This is a genomic window from Acinetobacter sp. 70_2, from assembly GCF_056736115.1.
This window is the reverse complement of the sequence record NZ_JBWZIP010000015.1, coordinates 214,657-239,145: the sequence shown is the minus strand read 5'-3', so window position 1 is coordinate 239,145 and position 24,489 is coordinate 214,657. Positions and strand designations below refer to the sequence as shown.

Genomic DNA, 24,489 nt, shown 5'->3' with positions numbered 1-24,489 from the left:
CTTTTTTATCTTATTTTTTAAATGGGAAAGCATATTTTGCAATACGCCCAACCACTTGGCCGAACTGTTTAACAAAGCTAGCATTGTTATAGTTCAAACCATATTTTTTACAAACTGCTTCAACTTTTGGAGCCATTTGACGATAACGACGAGCAGGAATATCTGGGAATAAGTGGTGTTCAATTTGGTGACTTAAGTGACCAGATAAAATGTGGAATGCTTCCGAACCAGTTAAGTTAGAAGAACCACGAATTTGGCGCATATACCAGTGACCGCGGCTTTCGTCTTGTAAAACTGTTTTTGGAAACACTTCTGCATCTTTTGTGAAGTGACCACAGAAAATAATACTGAATGTCCAAATATTACGAAGACCATTTGCAACCAAGTTTCCTGTAAATACAGGTAATGCTGCAGGTCCTGCAATGAGTGGGAAGAAAACATAGTCTTTAAAAAGTTGTTTACCAATCTTTTTATTCACTGGTTTTAACTCTTCCAAAAATTTTGCTTTAGTCTTACGTTTATAAAGAACACGACCAATTTCAAGATTCTGGATTGCTACGCCCCACTGGAACAATAAGCAAAACGGAATACTATAAACCGGTTGAAACAAGAAACCTGGTTTCCAACGTTGCTCTGGGAATAAGCGAAGTAAACCATAACCAATGTCATCATCAATACCTTTAATATTGGTATAAGTATGATGCTTATAGTTATGCGTTTGTCGCCAGTTATCCGATGTACCTACTGTGTCCCACTCATAAGTTTGACCATTAAACTTAGGATCATTCATCCAGTCATACTGACCGTGCATCACGTTATGACCGAGCTCCATGTTCTCCATAATTTTAGAGAAGCCTAATAGACCTGTACCTAAAATCCATGCTGGCGGGAACCAACCTGCAAATAGACATGCACGGCCTAAAAGACCGCTATAGCGAACTGCTGCATAAACACGGCGGATGTATTTTGCGTCTTTTTCACCCAAATCATCCAATACTTCTTGTTTGATCTGATCAAGCTCTTTTGCAAATGCTTCAAGTTCCGCTGGAGTCAAATCGCGATTTTTAGGATTTTTAAAATATTCGACTTTCACTGGCATATTCATAAGAGGTCTCTCTTAAAGATCAATAACTAGATCGGATTGTGCTGAGTTCACACAAATTTTAAGTAACTGGTTTGGTTCTGTATTTTGACTACCATTTAGTAGGTTACGTGTAGAACCTTGCGTTTTACTACAAACACATTTATTACAAATTCCCATACGGCAACCGTGTGTTGGCTTAACACCTTCATGCTCTAGGCTCACCAAAATCGATTGCCCCTTAGGAATTGCTATCACTTTATTAGACTGTGTTAATGTGACATTCACATAACCGACATCATCTGCAGAGCTTTCATTGGTTAAACTAAATGCTTCAGTAAGCACGGCTGGTGCCTTTTCAAAAAGCTCTTCGACAGTTGAAACAAAACCAGATGGACCACATGCGTAGACCGTGCTGTTTTCAACATCATCAACCAATGCAAGATGTTCAACATTTAAGCGCTCATCATTTGGTGTTTCTTGTGTGTAAAACACTTGATAGCTGAAGTTTGGATTTTGCTCTGCTACTTGTTCAAAATACTCTGTAAAAGCAGCATCAGAACGCTGTTTTACCCAATATAAAAGCTGAACCTGTACTTTTTCTAACTGCTGGCTTTGCTTAATTGCTGTAATTAAGCTCAACATTGGTGTAATACCACTACCCGCAGCCAACATAATTAATTTCGGTGTCTGGATATTTTGTTGCATATCACCATAAGGCTGACCAAGCTCAAAAATATCACCAATTTTACTTTCGGCAATGAACCAGTTACTGACAATACCATCAGCAACTTTTTTAACGGTTAAACGTAAGTGCTCTGCGTCTACTTGCGTCAAGCTATAAGTACGTTCATAACGGCGGCCTGCAATTTCAACAATCACTGGATGATGCTGACCTGCTGCTCCCATTTTAACCAAACGGTTGCATTTTAAAGTAAGGCTCACAGTGTCATGAGCTACGAATTCTTTTTTTACAATTTGAACTAGTCCGTGCTTTACAGACCATAAAGGATTTATTTTTTGTAGCCAGAAACTCGCTATATCTTTATCAAATACAGCTTGTGTTAATGAATTGAATAGAGAATTTCTCTTTTCGATTGCTTGCATAACTGAGGGCTCTGTCGCTCTTTTTTAATTATTATACACATGTATATATATTTGTATATACACCTGTACTTTTAATTACAATTTCACAAGTTCCCTGTCTAACGCTATAATCCAGACAGTTTAAGAATATATTGAAAAGCATGACCCAAACCTCACTTTCTCAGAGCCCAAATGACACAGCCTCTTCACAAGATGTCATTGAAATAAAAACAGCAACGCGTTCTGTTGGAAGAAAAGCGACGATTACGAAAGACGAACTTTTTCAGGCTGCACTTAACCTGATTGGTCCACAAAAAAGTATCGCCTCATTAAGCTTACGTGAAGTTGCGAGAGAAGCGGGTATTGCACCAAATAGCTTTTATCGCCACTTTAAAGATATTGATGAATTAGCTATTTCACTCATTGACCGCGCTGGTATCGTTTTACGTAAGATTATTCGTCAAGCTCGTTTGCGTGCATCTTTTCAAGACAGCATTATTCGTAGTTCGGTAGAAATTTTTCTTCAACAGCTTGATGCAGACGAAGGTAATTTAAGTCTATTGTTACGCGAAGGCTTTACAGGTTCAGCTTCTTATAAAGCTGCGGTAGACCGTCAGCTCAACTTTTTCCAGCAAGAGCTACAAGAAGATTTAATCCGTCTAGAGCGCTTAAATAACAACCATCTATACCATCCAGAACTTGTTGCAAAAGCAATTACGCAACTGGTATTTCACATGGGTGCTAAAGTAATTGATCTTCCAGTCCATCAACGTGCGGAAGTCGCTGAACAAACCATGATCATGATCAGAATGATTTTAGAAGGTGCCCGTCATCTAGACGAAGCAAAAATACGATAAATTCAACATAAAATGGTTTGTGATTTTACAAGCCATTTTTTATACAGACATACCTATTTCTTGATAAAAATATAATTCACAGATTGAAGCAACCAACATGCAAGAGTATAAGTAATTATTATTCTAGCAATACATACCCATATTTCCCCACGATATTTAGGGATTCACATGCAAAGTTTGAGTAATCGTCAAAGCCTGATTGCAAGCTATATTCTGATGGGCATTTTTTTGCTTTCGGTTATCCCCTTGCATCTCTTAGCAAGTTTTTTTGCTGGCTTTCTCATTTATGAAATTATTATTAGTTTAAGCTCTATTGTTGAACGTTATATTGATGGTCAAAGAGCCCGCATTTTTATTAGTATTTTATTAAGTATTATCACGGTTTCACTTATCGCCTTTTTCATTACAAGTTTAATTAGCTTTGTCGTTTATGACTTAAAGGGTGTAGGTATCCATAATATCAACAATAAAGTCGATCAAACGCTATTACACTTACAAACTGAGATTGGTAAATACCTTCCAGGTTATATTCCAGATAGTGTTACAGAACTAAAGGATGAAATTTTCGCGTTTATGAAAGATAACGTGACGACATTAAAAAATGCCAGTTCCGATATCTTACATAACTTTGTAACCATGATTATGGGTCTTATTATTGGTATTTTGGTGGCGATTCATGGCTTTCACCGTCGTACACCACAGCCTATTTTTAAGTCGTTACTCATTCAACGCATTCAAAAATTATCAATTTCTTTTAGGAATGTAGTTTTTGCCCAAATTAAAATTTCAGCAATTAATACACTGCTCTTTATCTTATTTGCGTTTGTACTATTGCCGATTTGGGGTGTTCATCTCCCTTTCGCCAAAACCTTAACCATTCTTACTTTTTTGTTTGGTCTCATTCCAATTTTAGGCAACTTAATTTCAAATACGCTTACTTTTATTGCTGCACTTACGGTTTCACTCGGCCTAGCAGGTGTTGCTCTGCTCTACCTCGTATTAGTACATAAGTTAGAATATTTTATTAACGCGAAAATTATTGGTCATAAAATTAATGCCAACGCATGGGAAATTTTATTGGCAATGTTAATTTTTGAGTCAATTTTCGGTTTAGGCGGCCTGATTGCAGCGCCAATCTTTTATGCCTATTTAAAACTAGAACTAAAAGATGCCAGAATGATTTAATTAAAATTTACTCAATAAAAAAGCGCCGTAACGGCGCTTTTTTATGATTCAATACTTATGGTTTAACTACCACAAGTACTTGAATTGCTTCCGGAGTTACCGTTAAACCATCAAGCAAACTCAAGCCTTCTTTTTGCAACTTCTGTAAGCGCTCAATTTCGTCTTGACGAATACTTGGGTTGAACTGCTTTAAATAAGTTAAACGATCAATCTCGTATTGCCATTTACTACCATAATGCTCTTTTGCCTGCTGTTGAAGCTGTGGCAAGCCGACTTTAGCAATATCAAGCGCTTGTCTATAGCGCTCTTCAATCACTTCACGGCGAGCTTTAACCACTTGGCGGCAGCTATTACCATCTAAGTGGTGCAAATATGGTTTTAAAATGGTTGGATCAATCTTTTCAGATAAGTCCTGACCATTTTCACTTAACAACACGCGAATGAGCTGTTTCGGCAAGCTTGATGGCAAGTTCAAAGCTTTTGGTGCAACTACATCAACTTTAAACCAAACTTCAAGTAATACAGAACCTTGCTTTAATGCATTTGACTTAAGAACAGCAACATTAGTACTACCAAATGATTGTGTACGGATCATTTCCATGACACTTTCAATGAACGGATGCTCTAAAGTCAGATATTGAGCATCTTCACGCATTTGCGCCTGATCACGATAGAACGTGGCAGTCATGCCTTCTTCATCTAATGCCAAACCCTGCACTTGCATTTGGTCTGTCGGACGAATAATAACAGTACCGTTACTTTGCTCATCAAAATCAATATTAGTTGAAGACATAAAACGCTTCACAAACATAGGTAATGTTGTGTTGTCATCGTAGTCTTCTAAAGCTTGAACAATTTCTTGTGCAACGATAGGACGACATGAATTGTATTCAAGTAAGCGATCTCGACCAGCTTGTAACTCTGTTTCTAAAGCCTGACGTTGAACATTGACTTCTTCGAGTAAATCTTCAAAGGTTTGACCTTGGTCTGAAAGTAAGCAGTCTTTTAATTCAACAATAAAGTTTTCTTGCAGCGTTTGAGCTGTCGGAGAAATATTGCTGAAAATATTCAACGCTTCGTTGTACCAACGGAACATACGCTCTTGAGCAGTACCCATTAAGTAAGGTACATGAATTTGAATACGGTTTTCTTGACCAATACGGTCTAAACGACCAATACGTTGTTCTAAAACGTCTGGGTTTGCAGGCAAATCAAATAAAATTAGATCACTTGCAAACTGGAAGTTACGACCTTCTGAACCAATTTCAGAACATAGTAGAATTTGAGCACCATAACTTTCTTCTGCAAAGTAAGCAGCCGCTTGGTCACGCTCAAGTAGACTCATGCCTTCATGGAACATTGCAGTACGAATACCAGCATGCAAACGAAGTACACTTTCTAAAGATTCAACAACAGGACCACTACGTGCAATTAAAAGAACCTTTTTATGCTTAAGTTCTTTACGCAAGATTTCCATTAACCATGGCACACGTGGGTCATTTTGCATCCAAGAACCATCAAGTTGTGCTTCTTCTGGCCACATTTGCTCACGTAATTTACCGTCTTTTGACCAATCTTCTGGCGCTGGCAAAGGTGCTGGTTGGCAATCACGGCCTGGGAAGCCTTGAATCGCTTCACGCGTATTACGGAATAAAATACGACCTGTACCGTGACGGTCTAACAGTTCATGAATCGCTCTGAAACGTTGTTCAGGCTGATCTTCAATTGAATGACCCAATAAACCTTCTAAAGCAGTTAAATGCTCTTGAGTTAAAGGTTCATCCGACATAAGCACTTCTGCAACTTGAGCAGTTTGCTGATATTGCGCTTCTTCATCTAAGAAACGCTCTAAACTGCTAAAACGCTGAGGGTCTAACAAACGTAAGCGTGCAAAGTGACTCTCTACACCAAGCTGTTCAGGTGTTGCTGTAAGCAATAATACACCCGCTGTATTTTCAGCAAGTTCTTCAACCAAGTCGTAACGATCGTTGCCGCCTTCTTCTTCACTCCACATTAAGTGATGCGCTTCATCGACTACAAGTAAATCGAAACCAGCTTCTAATGCTTGCTCACGTAAATCATCATGGTCCACCATCAAATCTACGCTGGCAATAATGCATTGCTCAGTCAAGAACGGGTTAAGCTCTGGATCATGTTCTTTAATAGATGCAGTACGGGTTAAGTCGAACAGAGAAAATTGCAAGTTGAAACGGCGACGCATTTCAATCATCCACTGATATTGCAGTGAATCAGGGACTAAAATGAGGATACGTTCAGAGCGGCCAGTTTTAAGCTGTTGGTGGATAATTAAACCAGCTTCAATTGTTTTACCTAAACCTACTTCATCGGCAAGTAAAACACGTGGTGCGAAACGTTTACCGACTTCATGCGCAATATAAAGTTGATGCGGGATTAAACCTACACGTGCACCGACCAAGCCGCGTAAAGGACTGGTTTGCATTTGCGATTGCATGAGCATTGCTTCAATGCGTAAGTCATACCACTCTTTATAATCGATCTGGCTTGCCAGCAAACGATCTAAAGGTTTTGATAACTGAATTTGTGCACCAATACGAGTTTCATTGAGCGCTTTTCGTTCTTGTTCACCATTTTCTAAAGTACGAACGACGTTATAACGCAAAACACCATGACGGTCTTCAACCGACTCAACAATCCACTTCTGGCCTTCTTGATCTTGGACTTCATCATTTGTGTTAAAGATGATGCGAGATAGCGGTGCGTTATTACGTGCATAGACACGCGTTTCATCACTTTTGGGGAATAAAATGCTGACAGATCTTTCATCTACATCAATAAGAACGCCTAAACCGAGCTCAGTCTCTGTATCTGATAGCCAACGTTGACCAATAGCATACTGCTGCAATTTTTCCACCTTTTTCTCAAGTTCGCACTACATATTGTACGATGCAAATTAGCTTATTTTTGCATCTTTTTATGTAGTCTTTAAAGCAAAATTTTGCAGCAGAAACCAATTAAATTGTTTCGCTACAAAAATTACTCATTGAAAGTTTTTACATTAAAACGGTACAGGGCAGTTAAACGTTAATGATTCCCCTGTAACAGGGTGATTAAAGCTTAACTGTTTGGCATGCAAGCACAGACGAGGAACAAGTAATTGTTCCGGTGTTGCATACAATGTATCACCTACAATCGGATGTCCCAGATATTGCATGTGTACACGGAGTTGATGAGAACGTCCGGTAATCGGTGTTAATTTGACACGCGTAACCGGTTGTCCCTGAATCTGGAAATGTTCAATCGCCTGCCAATGTGTTAAAGCAGGTTTGTTATGAGAAGCATCGACAATATGTAAAGGTGGTCGACTCGGGTCATAGACTACGGAAATATCAACTGTCCCTTCGCCGTCTAGATGGCCTGCGACTAACGCTTCATATATTTTCGAAGTTTGACGGTCTTGAAATTGGCGTGCAATCGCACTTTGTCCACGCTTAGATAAACCAAAAACCAAAATACCTGAGGTATCACGGTCAAGGCGGTGAATGAGCAAAGTTCGTGGTTCAATTGCCACCAGTCTTGTCAAAACGCTGTCATGTAAATCACCTTTCCCTGGCACACTCAAAATGTCCGAAGGTTTATGAATCACCATAAAATCATCATCACGATAGATCAGATGTTCACTTAGAAAATCACTCAAAGTTGTATTCCCAAGGCAAGATGAAAAACAAGCGGGCAATAATAAAAAGCTTACGTCCGAATTACAATGCCGTTCGGGTAAATTAACGACAGAATTTGCAAATATTATGATTCAGTTTATGGCTAAAGCCGATTAGTGCTTCAATAACTGCATAATATGTTGCAAGGTAGGTGTTTGCATCAGCTCTTCAACACTTAGACTCGCACCGTTCGCACGCCATAATTCCACCAAATAATTGACGCCAGTAGTGTCTAAGCCATAGTTTCTTAAATCTATTTCTGGATGAATTTCCATTGGATGCCGCCCCACCTGTTCAGCAACAGCCAATAAAATTCCTTTATCGGATAACACCTGTGACGACGGTGCACTTAAAGACCATAAGCGCATTAAAGTCTGTGTGTTTATATGTTGAATGGAGTCAAAACTGATTTTTTCAATCCATTGTATATGCTGCTCTAAACTACTCGCCAAAATCGCATCATTTACAACAGCTACATAATCTGTAATCGATAAAACAAGCTGCATGACTTGCTTAAATAGCGGTGATAAATTTCCCGCCATTATCACTTGTGCTTGAGTGTTTGATGACAACTGTTGTCCAAGCTGCAACATGGTCTGTTGAAGTTGAGATGACTGAATCATCATGACTGGAATTTCGAGCGCTTGTGCTCTTTTGCTTAGTAATTCTAAATGATCGGCTAATGGCTGGTTCATCCAGTCAGGGGTATTTTCAAGTTCATTTAACCCAACCATGAGCAAAATACTTTGCGTAGACTCAATAGGCCAATTTGAAGTACTTGCGGCTAACTGGATTTTTCGAGGTAAGGGATAAAACATTGTTCTCTACAAATATAAAAATAGCTCAAATTAAAAAGCCCGTTTAAAACGGGCCTTTTTGCTTACTTCATTTCGGCAAATGTTTCTTTTGCAGCCTGAATCGTATATTCGATATCTTCATCAGAATGAGCAGATGAAATAAAGCCTGCTTCAAATGCCGATGGCGCTAAGTTTACACCGCGCTTTAACATACCATGGAAGAATTTTTTGAAAGCTTCAATATCACATGCCAACATTGAGTCAAAGCTTGTAATATCTTCTTGGTCTGTAAAATAAAGACCGAACATTGCGCCAGCTTGCTGAGTTTTAAATGGAATACCCGCTTCATTAGCTGCTGCTTGTAAGCCTGCAAGTAACTTTTCAAGTTGAGCAGATAATTTGCTGTAAAAGTCAGGTTGGCGTAAATGTTTAAACATCTCGATACCCGCACGCATAGCAAGTGGGTTACCAGATAACGTTCCTGCTTGGTATACACCACCTAAAGGTGCGATGCATTCCATGATTTCACGCTTACCGCCAAACGCGCCTACAGGTAAGCCAGCACCAATAATTTTACCTAAAGTCGTTAAGTCAGGTTTTACATTATAAACTGACTGAGCACCGCCCAATGCAACGCGGAAACCTGTCATCACTTCATCAATAATGAATACAGATTTATATTCATCACAAATATCACGAATGGCTTCTAAGAAACCGTCAATTGGTTTCACCATATTCATGTTGCCCGCTACAGGTTCAATAATAACACCCGCAATTTCATGACCGAATTTGGCAAAACACTCTTTTAATGCAGCAATATCATTATAAGGCAGCGTTAAAGTATGTTTAGCAAAATCGACTGGAACACCTTTTGAAGTTGGCTCACCCTCGCCTAAAGTCAGTAAACCCGAACCCGCTTTTACTAAAAGTGAGTCAGAGTGTCCATGGTAACAACCTTCAAACTTCACGATTTTGTCACGGCCAGTATAACCACGCGCTAAACGAATAGCGGTCATAGTCGCCTCTGTACCAGAGTTCGTCATACGTACCAATTCAATTGATGGCATGATTTCACAGATAATATCTGCCAAAGTCGTTTCGTGTACGGTTGGTGCACCAAAACTTAAACCATCTTCTGCTGCTGTTTGTACCGCTTTAATAATTTCTGGATGAGCATGGCCCAAAATCATCGGTCCCCAAGAGCCAACATAATCTACATAGCGCTTGCCATCGACATCCCACAAATACGCACCTTTGGCTTTCTCGATGAAAACAGGTGTTCCTCCAACGCCATTAAAGGCACGTACTGGAGAGTTCACACCACCTGGAATGTGTTTGCTGGCTTGTTTAAATAACTGTTCTTGCTTTGGAGATAAACTCATGGAAATGCTCGTCTTAAATATCTAAAAAATAATTTTGAAAGCTTAAGAAAATAATTGTGCCCAGGCCTGTACACGGGCAGGAATTTCAGCAGTTGATCGACCTAATATATCACTAATGACTGCACAGAGGTCAGCTCCAGCCTCAATCACGGGTTTTGAGTTTTCAACTGTTAAACCACCAATTGCACAAATAGGTAAATCATATTGAGCCGCTGCTTGCTTAATGACTTCAATACCGACATTGCCTGCTTCTGGTTTTGTGGCAGTTGCATACACAGCACCAAAGGCAACATAAGTTGCGCCATCGGCAATTGCTTTTCGAGCAAGATCTAAAGAGTTGAGGCAAGTACGGCCAATAATGACACCTTCAGGAAGTTTCGATTTTGCATCTGTGATTTCACCATCACTTTGTCCTAAATGCACACCTAAACCAAATTGAGCAGCCAGTTGTAAGTCATCATTAATGACAAAAGGAACCTGATATTTTTCACATAACTGTTTGATCTGCTCAACTTCAGCAGGCTGGTCGGCTTTTTCTACTTTTTTACGGCGGTACTGTAAAATTGCGACCTGACGAGTTGCGAGCGCGGCATCTAGTTTTTCTAATAATAATTGGATTGGGTCATCATTGGTAATGAGATATAAACCGCGCATACTCTACTCTCGCTTTAAAAAACTTCGCTAGTATAACGGATTTATAAGTCATCATAAGTACCGATTGATATAGGCTTATCAGTACCAATCGGTATATTTAGAATAGAAAGTAAAATTAACTTGGTATTTTGTCATGCTTGCGATCAATCAAACTTAATCGGCCAATTGCAACATCAGATAGCATTCGCCAATCAGAAATAAAGCTATACAGAGGCTGTTTAAAACTGGCAGGTTTATTTTTCTCAAATACGAAATGTCCAACCCATGCACATGCATAGCCAGAAACTAAACCATAAAGTGCGTATTTGACCTGTTTTTTACGAATGGCTTTTGAAAAAAAGTATATACCAATGCTGCTACCCACCACATGTAAGCGTCTGCTCATAATGTTACGGTGTTCGGTTAAATAAAAACGATAAAATTCCTGATAGTTTTTAATCGGTAATTCAAACTCTGGCTGAGCTTCATGATTGAAGTTTACTGGTGCATTCACGATCATCTTCCTGATTTTTATTTGATCAAAACATCACCTGATTGTACACCTAAAAGAAAGCCTAAAGTCATATGTTTGATTGTAACTTTCTCTATCAAAAGCATTATTTTTAGCGCTAAGCTATTATACTTATTCAAGATAGTTTAAATACCTGATTCAGGGAGATCCATTATGGTTGAAGTTGAGCTTAAGTTTCAGTTACCTGAATCGAAGAAAAAAACTGTTCAGCAGTATTTAAAAAAGCATAAAGCGCAGAATATTCATTTGCAGGCCAAATATTACGACACACCAAATCGCCTACTCGCGAAAAATGGTATGGCCTTACGTTTACGTAAAGAAAATGATTTGTGGGTACAAACCTTTAAAGCTGCGGGTCAAAGCCATTTACACCGTGTCGAAGAAGAAGTTTTTTTGGGTAAATGCGAACAAGAACCCGAGTTAAACCTTGAGCTATACAAAGATAATAAAGCAGTTACCGATTTACTTACTCAAGCTTTAGGCACTGAAGTTGAAAAGCTAAGCTTGCAGTTTGAGACCGATGTACATCGTACTTATCATGTGTTTGAAGCCGATGACACCGCTATTGAAGTCTGTCTTGATGACGGTGTAGTAAAAACGGCAACCACCCAAAGTAAAATTTGTGAAGTTGAGTTTGAACTTAAACAAGGTGCTGTTAAAACACTAATTCAATTTGCACAGCAATGGATTAATCGTTATGAGTTATGGCTCGATGTTAGAAGTAAAGCCGAGCGTGGTAATTTATTAGCCTTAGGACAAGCTGCTTCACCTGCTGTTCACGCAAAAGGTTTGAGCTTAGATAAGAACATTTCAGCAGAACAGGCACTCAAAAAGATTGTAGAAAACTGTTTAGGACAATTCTTACCGAATATGGCTGCAATTGCCGATGGCGTTGCCGAAGCTGAGCATATTCATCAGGCACGTGTGAGCTTACGTCGTTTACGCAGTGCACTTCATCACTTTTCAGCATGGTCAGACGATTTAAACCCTGCTTGGGAAGAACAAATTGCCGAGCTTTTCCGTAAGCTTGGAGACACGCGCGATGAAGATGCTATCCGTACTGAAATTTTACCGATGATTGTGCAGCATGGTTCACCTGAGCTTTTGCTTCCGATCTCTGAGCAGCCGTTAAAAGACCTTGCCACGCTGTTTAAATCAGCAGATACCATTAAGCTTATACTTGCCTTGCTAGCATTTGCTTATTCTGAAGAAGATGATCAAAACACCAAAGGAAAATTAAAAAAACAGATAGAAAAAAGCTTAGACAAGTTACATCATCAAGTCGTGAATCATGCCGAGCATTTCACCGAACTTGAAATCACTGAGCAGCACAAAATACGCAAAAAAGCAAAGCAATTACGTTACTGCATCGAATTTATATCGAGCTTATACCCTAGCAAAAATGTTCAGCAGTTTTTAAAACAATTACAACCTGTGCAAAATACCTTAGGGCTTTATAACGACTTGTTTATTGCTGAAGATCTATTTAATAAAGCAATTGAACACGACCCGCACTTTTGGTTTGCATTAGGATGGATTAAGGCCAAACAACCTTATTTACAAAATCAGTCTGCCGAAGCTTTGCAAAAATTTAAACAAGTAAAAACTTTTTGGTAAGCATCTTAAAGTCGCGACACATATGTCGCGACTTTTTATCTTATCGGTATTTACCAAATACTTTCCACACACCATTATCTGCTAACGGGTCATTATAGCTATCGCTACGTTGCTTTCTTGGTTTATCTCGGGCATCGACGAGTTCAAAGTGAGGTTCTACCCCTAGTACAATACCATTGGTATAAAAACGTGAACGTGTATATTCACTTTGACCATGCTGGAACACATAAGTTCTTAAATCGATAAATTCACGGTGAGCAACGAGTGCTGCCGTATCATCACTCTGCAACCATTCTTGCATGGTAAAAATCTGATCTGTTTCGAACTGACCGCATTTTTCAATAAGACTTGCCACACCACGAAAAGTTTTCGACTCTTTAGCACGTGTTTTATTAATACGAATGCGATCTACATGAAAAAAGAATAATGGTAAGTTCAAATGGCTTGGTAAATGAATTGCATCTGGTAATTCATCTTCCATAAAAGGCTGAAAAAGCTCTTGTGCCCTTTCGATTAAATCTTTCCATTGTTGGTAATAAGCCAAGACTTCGTCTTGTAAACCATAATAAATTGGCAGCCCTTCGACATGCTCTAAATATTGGGGTGGAAAAATATGCTGGCGTAATAGGGCAATGTCTGTTTTTAAACTTTGAACGGCTATCGCATCTTGCATAATTAGAACTTCCAACACTTAGGCTATTTACAGACTAAGGCAAAGGTTTTGTTTCCGCAAGCGTTTGCCTATAATAAGCAGCTCTATTTTTGCGGGAATATGTCATGTCTCAAAAGATTAATGCAACAGATATTACTGAAGAAGAAGCGTTAAATGCTGTTTTCTTTGAGCGTGCGGATGAATTCATTAAACAAGCGAATGATTTTTGTCGCCCGCCTAAAGGCCAAAAGCCTGACCCCGCTGAGCTTCGCGGCCAAGTGAGTGCAGCCATGTTATTTGCAACTGCCCGTTTTAATACGTGGGTGGCTGCAAACAATTTTAAAGATGGCAATGAAATGCGCGATGCAAAAGAGCAAGTAATGTCTTATTTGCTTCAGCAATTTCAAATGATGCTCGAAGATAACTTTGATGAGTATTGTGAACAGTTCGAAAACTACTTACGTTTCCGTAAGAATGAAGATTTCCATGCTCACAAACATGACCATGATCATTAATAAGTTTTAAATACTCAAATAAAAAGCCACTTCATGTGGCTTTTTATTTGATAAGTTAGTTATTGCTTTTGCGCTTGGCCATATTGGTCAGCCATTACTTCCACAAGGTTTGAAGGTTTAATATATTTTTTAATAACTGCGTTCACATCGGCAACGGTCAGCTTAGTTAAGTCTTGATCATGCTTAACACGGTCAAGTAAAGTTTTACCCGACTCAAGCTCAATATTTAACATACCGTGAATGTTGCGCTCATCTTCTAATGCAGTAACACGTTTCTTCATGAGATCTGCTTTAGCTGCTGCAAGCTCTTGCTCAGTAATACCCTTCGTTAACAAGTCATTTAGTACTTTATGAACTGAATCAGAGACTTGTGCTGAACGCCCAGCCGTATAATTTGCACTAATACTTAACGCACCAACATTCGTGTCCTGATCAAGTTGTAGACCTGTTCCAAAACCATATACCAATGCATTTTTTTCACGAAGCTCTTGAGCCAAACGTGATGAGATTTGAGAATCACCTAAAATATAATTCATTAAAATTAATGCAGGTGCATCAGGATGGTTTTTCCCAACTGGTAGTGTGATTAGACTTTGATAACTACCAAACTCACGTTGTTCAGATAAAGCATGTACCTTCTGAGCAGGAAAATCGACATGTTTAATTAAGATTTTTTCGTATGGTTGCTTACTGTTCCAGCTCCCAAACTCTTGATTCAAGAGATTTTTCATTTTCTTTACATCAAATGCACCCGTAATCGCAATTTGCGCATGGTTCATTGCAAAGAAATGCTGATATAGCTCTTTCACTTGCTCTTGGGTCACATTCTTTAATTGTTTTTTAGCCAATTCAGGTTCAAAGTGATAACGCAAATCACCTGGTTGGTATTCTTCAATTAAACGCGACAATGTTAAACCTGCCACGACATCCGGTTCAGTATATGGGCGATCAAGGCTAGATAAGCTTTGCGACTTAATTAAATCGAATTGAGATTGTTCAAATTTAGGATTTTTCATGACCTCTAAAACAAATTTGAAGAACTCATCAAATTTTTCAGTTTTAGATTGAATATTAATGGTCATGCCATTGCCGTCGGCACTCGCATAAGCTGCACCGCCTGCATCAATCGACTTATCTGCAATATCTTGCAAACTATATTTGTCAGAGCCACGCAGTAATAAATATGAAGTTAAATCAACAACTGTACCTTTATCAAATAAAGATTTTTCTGTACCAAAATCCATAGTAATAGTGGCATAGGTACGATCATCACGAGTTTCTACAGGGAACAAAGCATACTTCATTCCATTTTTAAGTTTGCCGCGAATAATCTTTTTCTCATTACTTTCGGCATATTGCTTAGAGGTTTTTAAAAACTCGTTAACTTCTTGTTGATAAACTTTCGGGTCTTTTAAAGGCTCTGGTTTAACATCGCTTTGATCTAAAGTTTTAGGCTTATCTTTTGGGTCGAGTTGCAATGCTTTCTTTTGATCTTCAGGTGTCGGTAAAATATCGCCATCAATACGATGCCCAGCAACAAGGAACTGTTTTAAGGTTTGATTTACTTCATTGAGTTTCACTTTCTCAACTGCATCTAAATCTTTAAAATATTGGTCCCACTGCCCACCAGCTACAGTGTAATCACTTAAACGCGAACCCAAAGCAACGGCGTCTTTATTGACTAACTCACCTTGCGTTTTCATTAAGCTTTTTATACGATTTAGCTCAGTCTCTGTAAAAGGTTTACCCTTTTCAATTCCAGAGAGCAAAGCATTTTCAACTTTGTTAGGGTCATTTTTTGGCGAGTAGACCGCACCTAAAAATACGACGTTAAAATCTTGGTCTAACCATGTTGATGCCTGAACGTCTGTACTAATACCTGTTTCAACCATGTTCTGGTACAAATGACCACTTGGCTGCATGGTATATAACATTGGTGCTAAAGCCAGTGTCGGCTGAATTTTTATATTTTTCCCATTCATATAAATATGGAATTTGGCCAAATCACTGCCCTTTTTTACCACAAACTCACGATCTTTCATTTTTGTGGAATCTAACACTGGCACCTGAACAGGCTTCGGCACAGCTCGCGCAGGAATTGGACTAAAATATTGGTCAATTGTCTTTAAAACATCTGTTTTATCAAACTTACCTGAAATCACCATAACCGCATTGTTCGGTGCATACCAACTGCGGTAGAACTGGTTCAATTCAGGCATTTTAATAGACTTAAGCTCAGGTAAATCACCAATTGGTAATCGCCCTAAATACTTGTTTCCATAAGCCGATTTCCACATTTGATCCATTAAGACAGCAAAAGGCTGATCCATACGGACTTCACGTTCACGCTTTACGATTTCAATTTCAGAAGGTACAAATTTTTCTTGTAGAACTAATTTATCCATACGTTCAGATTCAAGGTACAACACTTGATCTAACGCATTTTTTTCTGGACGAACAATATTGGTATATTTGGTTGAATAGTAATCCGTGCTCGCATTTGTCATTAATGTATATTGATCTAAACGGCGCTGAAATTCTTCACCCTTTACGTTTTGCGTGCCTTTAAATGCCAAATGCTCAAGTAAATGTGCTAAGCCACTTTTACCTTGTGGGTCATTTAAAGAACCTGTCAAATAGATAGTATTAATAAAGATTTTATTTTCTTTGTCATTCGGTGCAAGCACTACCCGAAAGCCATTATCTAATTTATATTCCTCAATATTTTGCTTACTTTTTACTAATGTCGTTTGTGCAAAAGACGCAGCACTTAAACCAAGAATACATAGGGAGAGAGTCAGTTGTTTAAACTGCATAAACATATAAATACCAATTAATTTGAATAATAAAAAATCAATAGTTGTGGGACTATAGTAGGAAATTTAAGCTGACATTAATAGTAAAGATTTGAAAAAAAAGCCGTTTATTTAAACGGCCTTATATTTTAAGGAAAAATTTCTGCTTGCATATAAAGTTTGCCATAGCCTGAAATTTCAATACGTTCCTGATTTAGGATATTGCAATATAAGACGCCTCCACGGCTAGAAGCCTGATACGCCACAATATTATTTTTAGCGAGTTTCTCTGCCCATAGCGGTGCTATTGCAGTATGAATTGAACCCGTAACGGGGTCTTCGTCAATACCCGCAATAGGCGCAAAATAACGAGATACACAATCATATTGCTGATCGGCTTTTGAGGTAATTGCAACCTCCATGCCTGTAGTTGTAATAGCAGTCCGTTTACCTAAAGTCTTGAGGAGGTTCATGTCAGGCTGCTCATCTAATACATCTTGAACTGACTCATATTCAACAATATAAGCTTGAACATTTTGATAAACCGCTTTAAAGGGTTTCGTTAATGCTTGACGTAAAACAGCCGGATAATCTTCAACTTGATGAGCCTTACGAATTGGAAAATTCATTCTGATTTTGCCATCATCATCTTGATGAACGATAAAAAGCCCTAAATTTCGGACATGAAAATTAATGGTCTTTTTATCAGTAAAATCTTTAAATATTATAAAAGCACTGGCAAGCGTCGCATGCCCACAAAAATCAGCTTCAACCGTTGGCGTAAACCAACGAATTTCATAGTTTTCAGCGTCTATGATTTTTACAAAAGCAGTCTCAGACAAATTATTTTCAAGTGCTATCTTTTGCATTAAATCTGCATCTAGCCATTCTTTTTCAACAATCACAGCAGCCGGATTGCCACGAAATAACTCTTTTGTAAAAGCATCGACTTGATACATTTTCATGATAGTGCTCTCTTTTGTAATAGGTTCATTTTCAAAAATTATTTAAAAGAAAAACAGATACAGTTTTTTAAAAATTAACATCACAGCGGCAATTTAAGCATATAAAAAAACGGCTCATCCAAAGTGGAGAGCCGTTTCATATTAACTTTTAATGATGTTGAGTTAACTCAATTTCATCTTCACTATTTAATATGTCTTTATCGGTCTGACCCATAAATTGGCTCGTCACTACACCCGCAGTCATTGAACCATTTACGTTCAATGCTGTACGTCCCATATCAATTAACGGTTCAATTGAAATAAGAAGTGCAACCAACGTTACAGGTAAACCCATGGCAGGAAGCACGATTAATGCTGCAAAAGTTGCACCACCACCTACTCCTGCTACGCCAATTGAGCTTAAAGTCACAATACCCACTAAGGAAGCAATCCACATTGGGTCTAGTGTGTTAATACCCATCGTTGGAGCAACCATCACGGCTAACATGGCAGGATATAAACCCGCACAACCATTTTGACCAATAGTAGCACCAAAAGAAGCAGAGAAGCTTGCAATAGACTCAGGTACGCCTAAACGACGAGTTTGTGCCTCAATATTCAGTGGAATACTTGCTGCACTTGAACGGCTCGTAAATGCGAATGTTAAAACTGGAGCAACTTTTTTAAAGAACTTAAGTGGAGAAACACCTGTCAGAGTCAAAATAATGGCATGTACGGCAAACATAATCGCCAAGCCTAAATAAGACGCCACCAAGAAACCGCCTAAGTTTAAAATGTCGGCAACATTTGAACTTGCCACAACCTTAGTCATAAGCGCAAAAACGCCATACGGAGTAAGCGTCATGACTAAGCGAACCAGCTTCATTACCCAAGACTGTAACGTCTGAATAGCAGTCAAAATACGCTCACCTTTCTCTGCGTCATCTTTCATTAGGTTGAGTGCTGCGATCCCTAAAAAGATAGCAAAGATAACCACGCTAATAATTGAAGTCGGATTTGCACCCGTTAACTCAGCAAAAGGGTTACTTGGAATAAAGGAAAGAATAAATTGCGGTACGCTTAAGTCTGTTACTTTACCCACATAGTCTGTCTGAATTGCAGTCAGACGTGCTGTTTCAGCGGCGCCTTGTACTAAACCTTTGGCAGTTAGGCCAAATAGGTTCGTCACAAATACCCCAACTAACGCAGCGATAAGTGTTGTAAATAACAAAGTTCCAATAGTGTAGACGCTGATTTTTCCTAAAGAGGAAGCTTGGTGTAACTTCGCTACCGCGCCTAAAATCGAAACAAAGACCAAAGGCATCACGACCATTTGTAAAAGTTTTACATAGCCGTTACCAACAATATTAAACCAGCTAATAGATTCAGCAAGAATCGGATGGCCACCGCCATAAATCAAATGTAGTCCTAAACCAAACACTACACCTAAAATTAAGCCAGCTAGAACTTTTTTAGATAAGCTCCAGTCTGTTTTACGTGTTTGGGCGAGTAAAAATATTAACCCGACAAAAACCACAATATTGATGATTAAGGGTATATTCATTCCCAAACTCCAAATTATTGCTTGTGTCATCTTTTAAGGGGGCATATTTGACCATAGCCGGTCTATATAAACTACCCTTTTCAACAATTTTCTAGCATGCAGATCATTACCGATCTGAATGAGAATATAAAATGACTTTTAAATACATATATATCACTTTTAAAACATAAGTTAAGTAGGATATTTATGTATAAAAATTAAGCGCATTTCTGTATAAACTGTTGCTCAATAAAACAAATAAATTGCTTTAAATTACTGCCCCATGTGTCAGCAGGCTGGGCAACTAAATAGGTGGTGAAATGTGCTGATTCAGTGTTAATTTCAAAACAACTTAATGAGACTTTATCGGCCACTTTAGTCAAATATGACTTTGGCAATAAAGCAAAACCAACACCTAATTCCACACAGCTTACAATCCCATCTAGGCTGCCCATTTCCATAATTTGCGAAGGCGGCACACTGTGATCATTTAAAAACAGCTCAATGGCATGGCGATATGAACACCCTTGTCGGAACGCAATAAATCGGGTTTTTGCAAGCGTAGCAATGTCGGGAAATTCAGTTTGTTGTTTTGGGCAAACCAAAACCAATTGTTCTTGCCACACCGGCAAGCTATATAGCTCTGGAATCACATATTTAGAAGCAACAAAAGCACAATCGACCTCGCCTTGTTGCACAGCATTTAACAAATATCCTGTCGGGTGAGTTTGAAGTTCAAGGGGCAAATTCGGATATTGCTGCATACATTCATTAAGCAATTGAGGCAGTCTTATCGCTGCTGTCGTTTCCATACTGCCCAAACGAATCGTTTCATTCGGGTCAATATCACCTTCTTGAAAGATCTTTTTAGCTTTATTGTGCAATGCAATCATTTGAACAGCGTAGCTATGTAGCTGTTGCCCTGCATTGGTTAATGTCACGGGATTATGGCGATTTAATAAAATCACACCTAACTCTTCTTCAAGCTTTTTCACATGACTGGTGATATTCGATTGAACCGTATACATTTTTTGTGCAGCCAATGAAAAACTTCCACTCTCTGCAACTGCTAAAAAAAACTCTAAAGACTTAAGCAACATACCACTATCTTAAAACAAGATAATTAATATCATATTAAATCATTTTTAAAGATTATAAAACTCGCTTTTAATAATAAAAAAATTGAGAGACTCCTCATGACTACGCTTTATCGAATGAGCCTGCTCGTCTTTCTAGCAACTTGCTTAGGTATTGGTATTTTTAGATTTTCTTACACTGCACTTATGCCCATCATGATTGTGCAATATGGATGGACTCATGACTTTGCAAGTTTCTTAGGCAGTGCAAATTTATTGGGCTACTTGCTTGGCGCTCTATTGGCCCTGTTTAGTATTAAAGAAAAATCTATTCCAACTCTTATTATAAGTTCTGCACTTGCAGGCAGCTTAAGCCTAATCTGCTGTGCCTTTATACACATGCCTTTGGCTTGGTTTGTGTTCTGGCGGACCCTCTCTGGTATTGCTGGTGGTCTACTCATGATTTTGGCACCAAGCTTTGCCATGAGAAGAATTGCAATAAGCCAAAGGCTTAAAGTCAACTTTTTAGGGTTTAGCGGTATTGGCGTGGGGGTACTGTCTGCGACCGTCATTATTCCTGCGCTCAAAAACATGCCTGTCCAATATGTCTGGGGTATTTTTGCAGCACTGTCTATTATTGGCAGTTTGGTACTTTTTCAGTTATTAAAGCACCAATCTACAGAGTCCGTACAAGCGGCCAATCAAGCACCTCAAAACAGCAAACATTCACGCTTGGGGCTGGTCATTATTATTGCCTATATGTGCAGTGCTTTTGCATATATTCCACACTCTTTGTTTTGGATGGACTACTTATCGGGAACCTTACATTTTCCATTAGAGCAACGAAATTTATTTTGGGTGCTTTACGGGGTCGGAAGCTGTATTGGCGCTTTTGTGGCGTATTGTTTAAGCCGCCTTACCGGATACTTACAAGCCATTAAATGGCTATATGGGTTCTACTGCTTGGCAGTTGCCCTACCGTTCTTTTCCCATGCTACTGCTTTGCTCGCTTTATCTTCATTTCTTACAGGTCTACTCACACCGGCCACAGTATTCATTAGTTCTTATAGCCTGCTACACATTTATGAGCAGCGTTATCAAAAAGTCTGGAGCCTTGCCACCATTGGCTTTGCCAGTACCCAACTGCTAGGTGGCGTAGTGATTAGTACTTTGCATCATTTGCATTGGTCTTATGCACATCTTTTTCTTTTGGGTGGAATCGTTCTTCTCTTTGCGGTTTGCCTTTTAATTCCCCTGCGCCCTTCTTTCACCTCAACTTTCAGAGAAACTAAATCATGAAAACTCTGCTCTTTCCTTTATTTCTAGTTGCTTTCGTTCTTATTATTCAAGCCCTAGACCAAAGTTATCAAAAGAAAATCGGGCTACCTAAAACTGCTAAACATCCCGAATTTATGCAATAAAAAATGCCCCGATATATCAGGGGCTTTTCCGATGAGCACTCAAATATTTCTGAAGTAGAAATTGATGAATACATCAACAGTCAAAATCACATAGCAACTATAATTTTAAGTCTTACCAAGAACACCTAGCTGACAAAAAATGTCACATTATGTCAATGTAGAGTGTAATTTTCTGATCTATATTCAATAAAAATTTATAATTTTTAATACTTAAAATAGAGTAAGACATGAGCAATAACAATTATATTGATGAGCTTTTAAAGCTCTTGGCGATGTTCGCTTTTATCTGTGTTTCATTATTGGCATTTAAATGCCGGACTGTTTTCGCACTGGATATGACTACATCATATGAGGTCTCTGTAAAGATTGTTATTTATATTGGCACGGCGGCTATTCTTGGTTTTTTAACACGCGATCATATTGAGTTTACAACACAATTTTTAATTGCTGTTCCATTCGCATACTTTTGGCTAGAGCCAGTTCTTGACTATAAAGCCATTCAAACTATTCCAGATGTTCCATTTTATCTGTCAGGTCATGGTCAAAGTTTAGGGCTATTGATCGTCATTATATTCTGTTTTGCCCTATGGGTATTTAAAGAAACAAGCTCAAATTCGCGTGAGTCTCAAAATGTCTAAATAGGTTTTTTTTGGGAGTTTTATAAAGTTAAAAATAGTCACTGTACTCTATGTTTTTATAATATATATTTTAAACAAATTACTTTATACCAATTAAAAACTTTTAAAAATGTTTAATGTATCAAACCCAGCAAATGCCGTTGTTGTAGGTATTATCACAATAATTGCTACAGTTAGCCTTCTTATATGGAAGTTTAATTTTTATCTTGGCATAGATATATATACCAGTGGAGAAGTGCTTTTTAAAACGCTGCTATATGCAGCCACAATAGGCCTATTTAGTTACTATTTTCGCTATACCATTAAAATTAGTAATACGGTGATCTTATCATTACCTCTTTTTTTCTTTTGTATTAGACCCATTCTGAACTACAAAATGACGCATACCATGGGCAATATTCCACTCTATGCAACTCATCATGGTCAGGGAGGAATCTTATTAAGTTTAACAATATTGGCTTGTATGCTATGGGCATTTACCGCTCACTCTTAGCTTAAATTCTACTATTCCATAAACTTATTTTTATTCATTTCAATACTATAAAAAATCTATAAATAACAATTCTTCAAAGTAATTAAAAAGCCCTCAATTGAGGGCTGTTCTATGAAAGATTAATCTTCCATGTGCTTAATAATAGCATCACCAAACTCAGAGCAACGTAACAAGGTTGCGCCCGGCATTAAACGCTCAAAATCGTAAGTTACCGTTTTAGCTGCAATCGCTCCTGAAATTCCTTTAATGATCAGGTCAGCTGCTTCAGTCCATCCCATGTCTCGCAGCATCATTTCAGCAGATAGAATAATTGATCCGGGGTTTACTTTGTCTTGTCCGGCATATTTAGGAGCTGTGCCATGCGTTGCTTCATAAACTGCGATTGCACCACCAATATTTGCACCAGGCGCAATACCAATGCCCCCTACTTCTGCCGCTAATGCATCAGAAATATAGTCACCATTTAAATTAAGAGTTGCAATCACTGAGTAGTCTGCAGGACGCATCAAAATTTGCTGTAAGAAAGCATCTGCAATCACATCTTTAATTATGATGTCTTTACCATTTTTAGGGTTCTTAATTTTAACCCAAGGTCCACCATCTATGAGTTCACCACCAAAACGATCTAGCGCTAACTCATATCCCCATTCTTTAAATGCACCTTCGGTATATTTCATAATATTTCCCTTATGAACAAGGGTGACCGATGGTTTGTCATTATCTATCGCAAATTGAATGGCTTTACGAACTAAACGTTGCGATCCTTCTTTAGATACAGGTTTGATTCCAATACCACATCCTTCTGGAAAGCGAATTTTTGTGACGCCCATTTCTTCTTGAAGAAATTTAATTACCTTCTTCGCTTCTTCAGAGTCTGCTTTCCATTCAATACCTGCATAAATATCTTCCGAGTTTTCACGGAAAATCACCATGTCGGTTAGTTCAGGGTGCTGAACAGGTGATGGAACGCCTTTAAACCAGCGTACAGGGCGTACACACACGTACAAGTCTAATTCTTGACGTAATGCCACATTAAGTGAGCGAATACCACCACCAACTGGAGTGGTTAAAGGGCCTTTAATTGAAACAACAAACTCACGCAGGGCTTCAAAAGTTTCTTCTGGCATATAGCTGCCATAAATTTTATTGGCCTTTTCACCGCAATAGAGTTCCATCCACTCGATGGAACGTTTACCGCCATAAGCTTTTAAAATAGCCGCATCGACGACTGTTTTCATTGTCGGTGTAATATCTACACCAATACCATCACCCTCAATAAAAGGAATAATTGGATGATTTGGTACATTCAGTGACAGGTCTGCTTTTACTTTAATTTTATCACCGTCGGCAGGAACCACGATCTTCTGATAACCCATTGTGTAGATTCTCCCTTTTATAATATTTAACTAACCAAACAAAAATAATTATCGATAAACAATACTTTCAACTTTTATTAACGCATAATAGCTTAATCGAATTTAATCCTTTTTGAGATTTATGTGGGAAATAAGCAAATTTCACACTTAAATATAGCTCAATGTTTTTAC

General features: G+C 38.4%; 21 protein-coding genes. 7 read left to right on the top strand and 14 right to left on the bottom strand.

The window, feature by feature from the left end:
• Positions 1 to 10: 10 nt before the first annotated feature.
• Together AC1PJ9_RS10160 and AC1PJ9_RS10155 are read right to left on the bottom strand one after the other, a co-directional pair.
• Complete coding sequence (locus AC1PJ9_RS10160; RefSeq protein ID WP_263614317.1) at positions 11 to 1,105, bottom strand: fatty acid desaturase family protein; 1,095 nt, start codon at positions 1,103 to 1,105, stop codon at positions 11 to 13.
• A gap of 12 nt (positions 1,106 to 1,117) precedes the next feature.
• Positions 1,118 to 2,188 carry a ferredoxin reductase gene (locus AC1PJ9_RS10155; RefSeq protein WP_311069382.1) on the bottom strand — a complete coding sequence of 357 codons (1,071 nt, stop codon included), beginning with the start codon at positions 2,186 to 2,188 and terminating at the stop codon, positions 1,118 to 1,120.
• A gap of 140 nt (positions 2,189 to 2,328) precedes the next feature.
• On the opposite strand from AC1PJ9_RS10155, the gene fabR reads away from it, so the two are divergent.
• On the top strand, positions 2,329 to 3,024 hold the full coding sequence (gene fabR, locus AC1PJ9_RS10150) for an HTH-type transcriptional repressor FabR (RefSeq protein ID WP_002052794.1): 696 nt from the start codon (positions 2,329 to 2,331) through the stop codon (positions 3,022 to 3,024).
• A 168-nt stretch (positions 3,025 to 3,192) separates the two neighbouring features.
• Positions 3,193 to 4,209 carry an AI-2E family transporter gene (locus AC1PJ9_RS10145; RefSeq protein WP_263614318.1) on the top strand — a complete coding sequence of 339 codons (1,017 nt, stop codon included), beginning with the start codon at positions 3,193 to 3,195 and terminating at the stop codon, positions 4,207 to 4,209.
• 55 nt (positions 4,210 to 4,264) lie between these two features.
• Here the strand turns inward: AC1PJ9_RS10145 and rapA are convergent, their stop codons facing one another.
• The 6 genes from rapA to AC1PJ9_RS10115 form a co-directional block, all read right to left on the bottom strand.
• On the bottom strand, positions 4,265 to 7,102 hold the full coding sequence (rapA, locus tag AC1PJ9_RS10140) for an RNA polymerase-associated protein RapA (protein WP_311069384.1): 2,838 nt from the start codon (positions 7,100 to 7,102) through the stop codon (positions 4,265 to 4,267).
• A 144-nt stretch (positions 7,103 to 7,246) separates the two neighbouring features.
• On the bottom strand, positions 7,247 to 7,885 hold the full coding sequence (locus AC1PJ9_RS10135; RefSeq protein ID WP_311069385.1) for an RluA family pseudouridine synthase: 639 nt from the start codon (positions 7,883 to 7,885) through the stop codon (positions 7,247 to 7,249).
• Between the two features lie 132 nt (positions 7,886 to 8,017).
• Positions 8,018 to 8,722 carry an acyl carrier protein gene (locus AC1PJ9_RS10130; protein WP_311069386.1) on the bottom strand — a complete coding sequence of 235 codons (705 nt, stop codon included), beginning with the start codon at positions 8,720 to 8,722 and terminating at the stop codon, positions 8,018 to 8,020.
• A gap of 62 nt (positions 8,723 to 8,784) precedes the next feature.
• Positions 8,785 to 10,083, bottom strand: a complete 1,299-nt coding sequence (gene hemL / locus AC1PJ9_RS10125; RefSeq protein ID WP_068933609.1) for a glutamate-1-semialdehyde 2,1-aminomutase — start codon at positions 10,081 to 10,083, stop codon at positions 8,785 to 8,787.
• A gap of 42 nt (positions 10,084 to 10,125) precedes the next feature.
• Positions 10,126 to 10,737 (bottom strand): thiamine phosphate synthase, encoded by a 612-nt coding sequence (gene thiE, locus AC1PJ9_RS10120; RefSeq protein WP_311086832.1) that lies wholly within the window; start codon positions 10,735 to 10,737, stop codon positions 10,126 to 10,128.
• A 115-nt stretch (positions 10,738 to 10,852) separates the two neighbouring features.
• The gene (locus AC1PJ9_RS10115) at positions 10,853 to 11,236 is read right to left on the bottom strand and encodes an Mpo1-like protein (protein WP_311086831.1); all 384 of its coding nucleotides are present in this window, start codon (positions 11,234 to 11,236) and stop codon (positions 10,853 to 10,855) included.
• A gap of 165 nt (positions 11,237 to 11,401) precedes the next feature.
• Here AC1PJ9_RS10115 and AC1PJ9_RS10110 point away from each other — a divergent pair, with 165 nt between their 5' ends.
• A complete protein-coding gene (locus AC1PJ9_RS10110; RefSeq protein WP_311086830.1) occupies positions 11,402 to 12,865 on the top strand; it encodes a CYTH and CHAD domain-containing protein in 1,464 nt (487 codons plus the stop codon).
• A 40-nt stretch (positions 12,866 to 12,905) separates the two neighbouring features.
• On the opposite strand, the gene AC1PJ9_RS10105 is transcribed toward AC1PJ9_RS10110, so the two are convergent.
• Positions 12,906 to 13,538: a hypothetical protein gene (locus AC1PJ9_RS10105; RefSeq protein WP_311086829.1), complete on the bottom strand. Its 633-nt coding sequence runs from the start codon at positions 13,536 to 13,538 to the stop codon at positions 12,906 to 12,908.
• A 104-nt stretch (positions 13,539 to 13,642) separates the two neighbouring features.
• On the opposite strand from AC1PJ9_RS10105, the gene AC1PJ9_RS10100 reads away from it, so the two are divergent.
• Positions 13,643 to 14,032, top strand: a complete 390-nt coding sequence (locus tag AC1PJ9_RS10100; RefSeq protein WP_004700075.1) for a DUF3144 domain-containing protein — start codon at positions 13,643 to 13,645, stop codon at positions 14,030 to 14,032.
• Between the two features lie 59 nt (positions 14,033 to 14,091).
• Here AC1PJ9_RS10100 and AC1PJ9_RS10095 read toward each other — a convergent pair whose 3' ends face one another.
• From AC1PJ9_RS10095 to AC1PJ9_RS10080, 4 genes are all read right to left on the bottom strand, one after another.
• The gene (locus AC1PJ9_RS10095) at positions 14,092 to 16,854 is read right to left on the bottom strand and encodes a M16 family metallopeptidase (protein WP_311086828.1); all 2,763 of its coding nucleotides are present in this window, start codon (positions 16,852 to 16,854) and stop codon (positions 14,092 to 14,094) included.
• Between the two features lie 122 nt (positions 16,855 to 16,976).
• Positions 16,977 to 17,792, bottom strand: a complete 816-nt coding sequence (locus AC1PJ9_RS10090; protein WP_311086827.1) for a PhzF family phenazine biosynthesis protein — start codon at positions 17,790 to 17,792, stop codon at positions 16,977 to 16,979.
• Positions 17,793 to 17,940: 148 nt separating this feature from the next.
• A complete protein-coding gene (locus AC1PJ9_RS10085) occupies positions 17,941 to 19,335 on the bottom strand; it encodes an L-cystine transporter (protein ID WP_311086826.1) in 1,395 nt (464 codons plus the stop codon).
• Between the two features lie 197 nt (positions 19,336 to 19,532).
• A complete protein-coding gene (locus AC1PJ9_RS10080) occupies positions 19,533 to 20,414 on the bottom strand; it encodes a LysR family transcriptional regulator (protein WP_311086825.1) in 882 nt (293 codons plus the stop codon).
• Positions 20,415 to 20,510: 96 nt separating this feature from the next.
• Here AC1PJ9_RS10080 and AC1PJ9_RS10075 point away from each other — a divergent pair, with 96 nt between their 5' ends.
• From AC1PJ9_RS10075 to AC1PJ9_RS10065, 3 genes are all read left to right on the top strand, one after another.
• Entirely contained in the window at positions 20,511 to 21,689 is a 1,179-nt protein-coding gene (locus AC1PJ9_RS10075) for a YbfB/YjiJ family MFS transporter (protein WP_311086824.1), read from the top strand.
• Positions 21,686 to 21,811 (top strand): hypothetical protein, encoded by a 126-nt coding sequence (locus AC1PJ9_RS10070; protein WP_311086823.1) that lies wholly within the window; start codon positions 21,686 to 21,688, stop codon positions 21,809 to 21,811. The genes AC1PJ9_RS10075 and AC1PJ9_RS10070 overlap by 4 nt, the downstream gene beginning before the upstream one ends.
• 227 nt (positions 21,812 to 22,038) lie before the next feature.
• On the top strand, positions 22,039 to 22,449 hold the full coding sequence (locus tag AC1PJ9_RS10065; protein WP_311086822.1) for a hypothetical protein: 411 nt from the start codon (positions 22,039 to 22,041) through the stop codon (positions 22,447 to 22,449).
• A gap of 612 nt (positions 22,450 to 23,061) precedes the next feature.
• Here the strand turns inward: AC1PJ9_RS10065 and icd are convergent.
• Complete coding sequence (gene icd, locus AC1PJ9_RS10060; RefSeq protein ID WP_311086821.1) at positions 23,062 to 24,318, bottom strand: NADP-dependent isocitrate dehydrogenase; 1,257 nt, start codon at positions 24,316 to 24,318, stop codon at positions 23,062 to 23,064.
• Positions 24,319 to 24,489 lie beyond the last annotated feature (171 nt).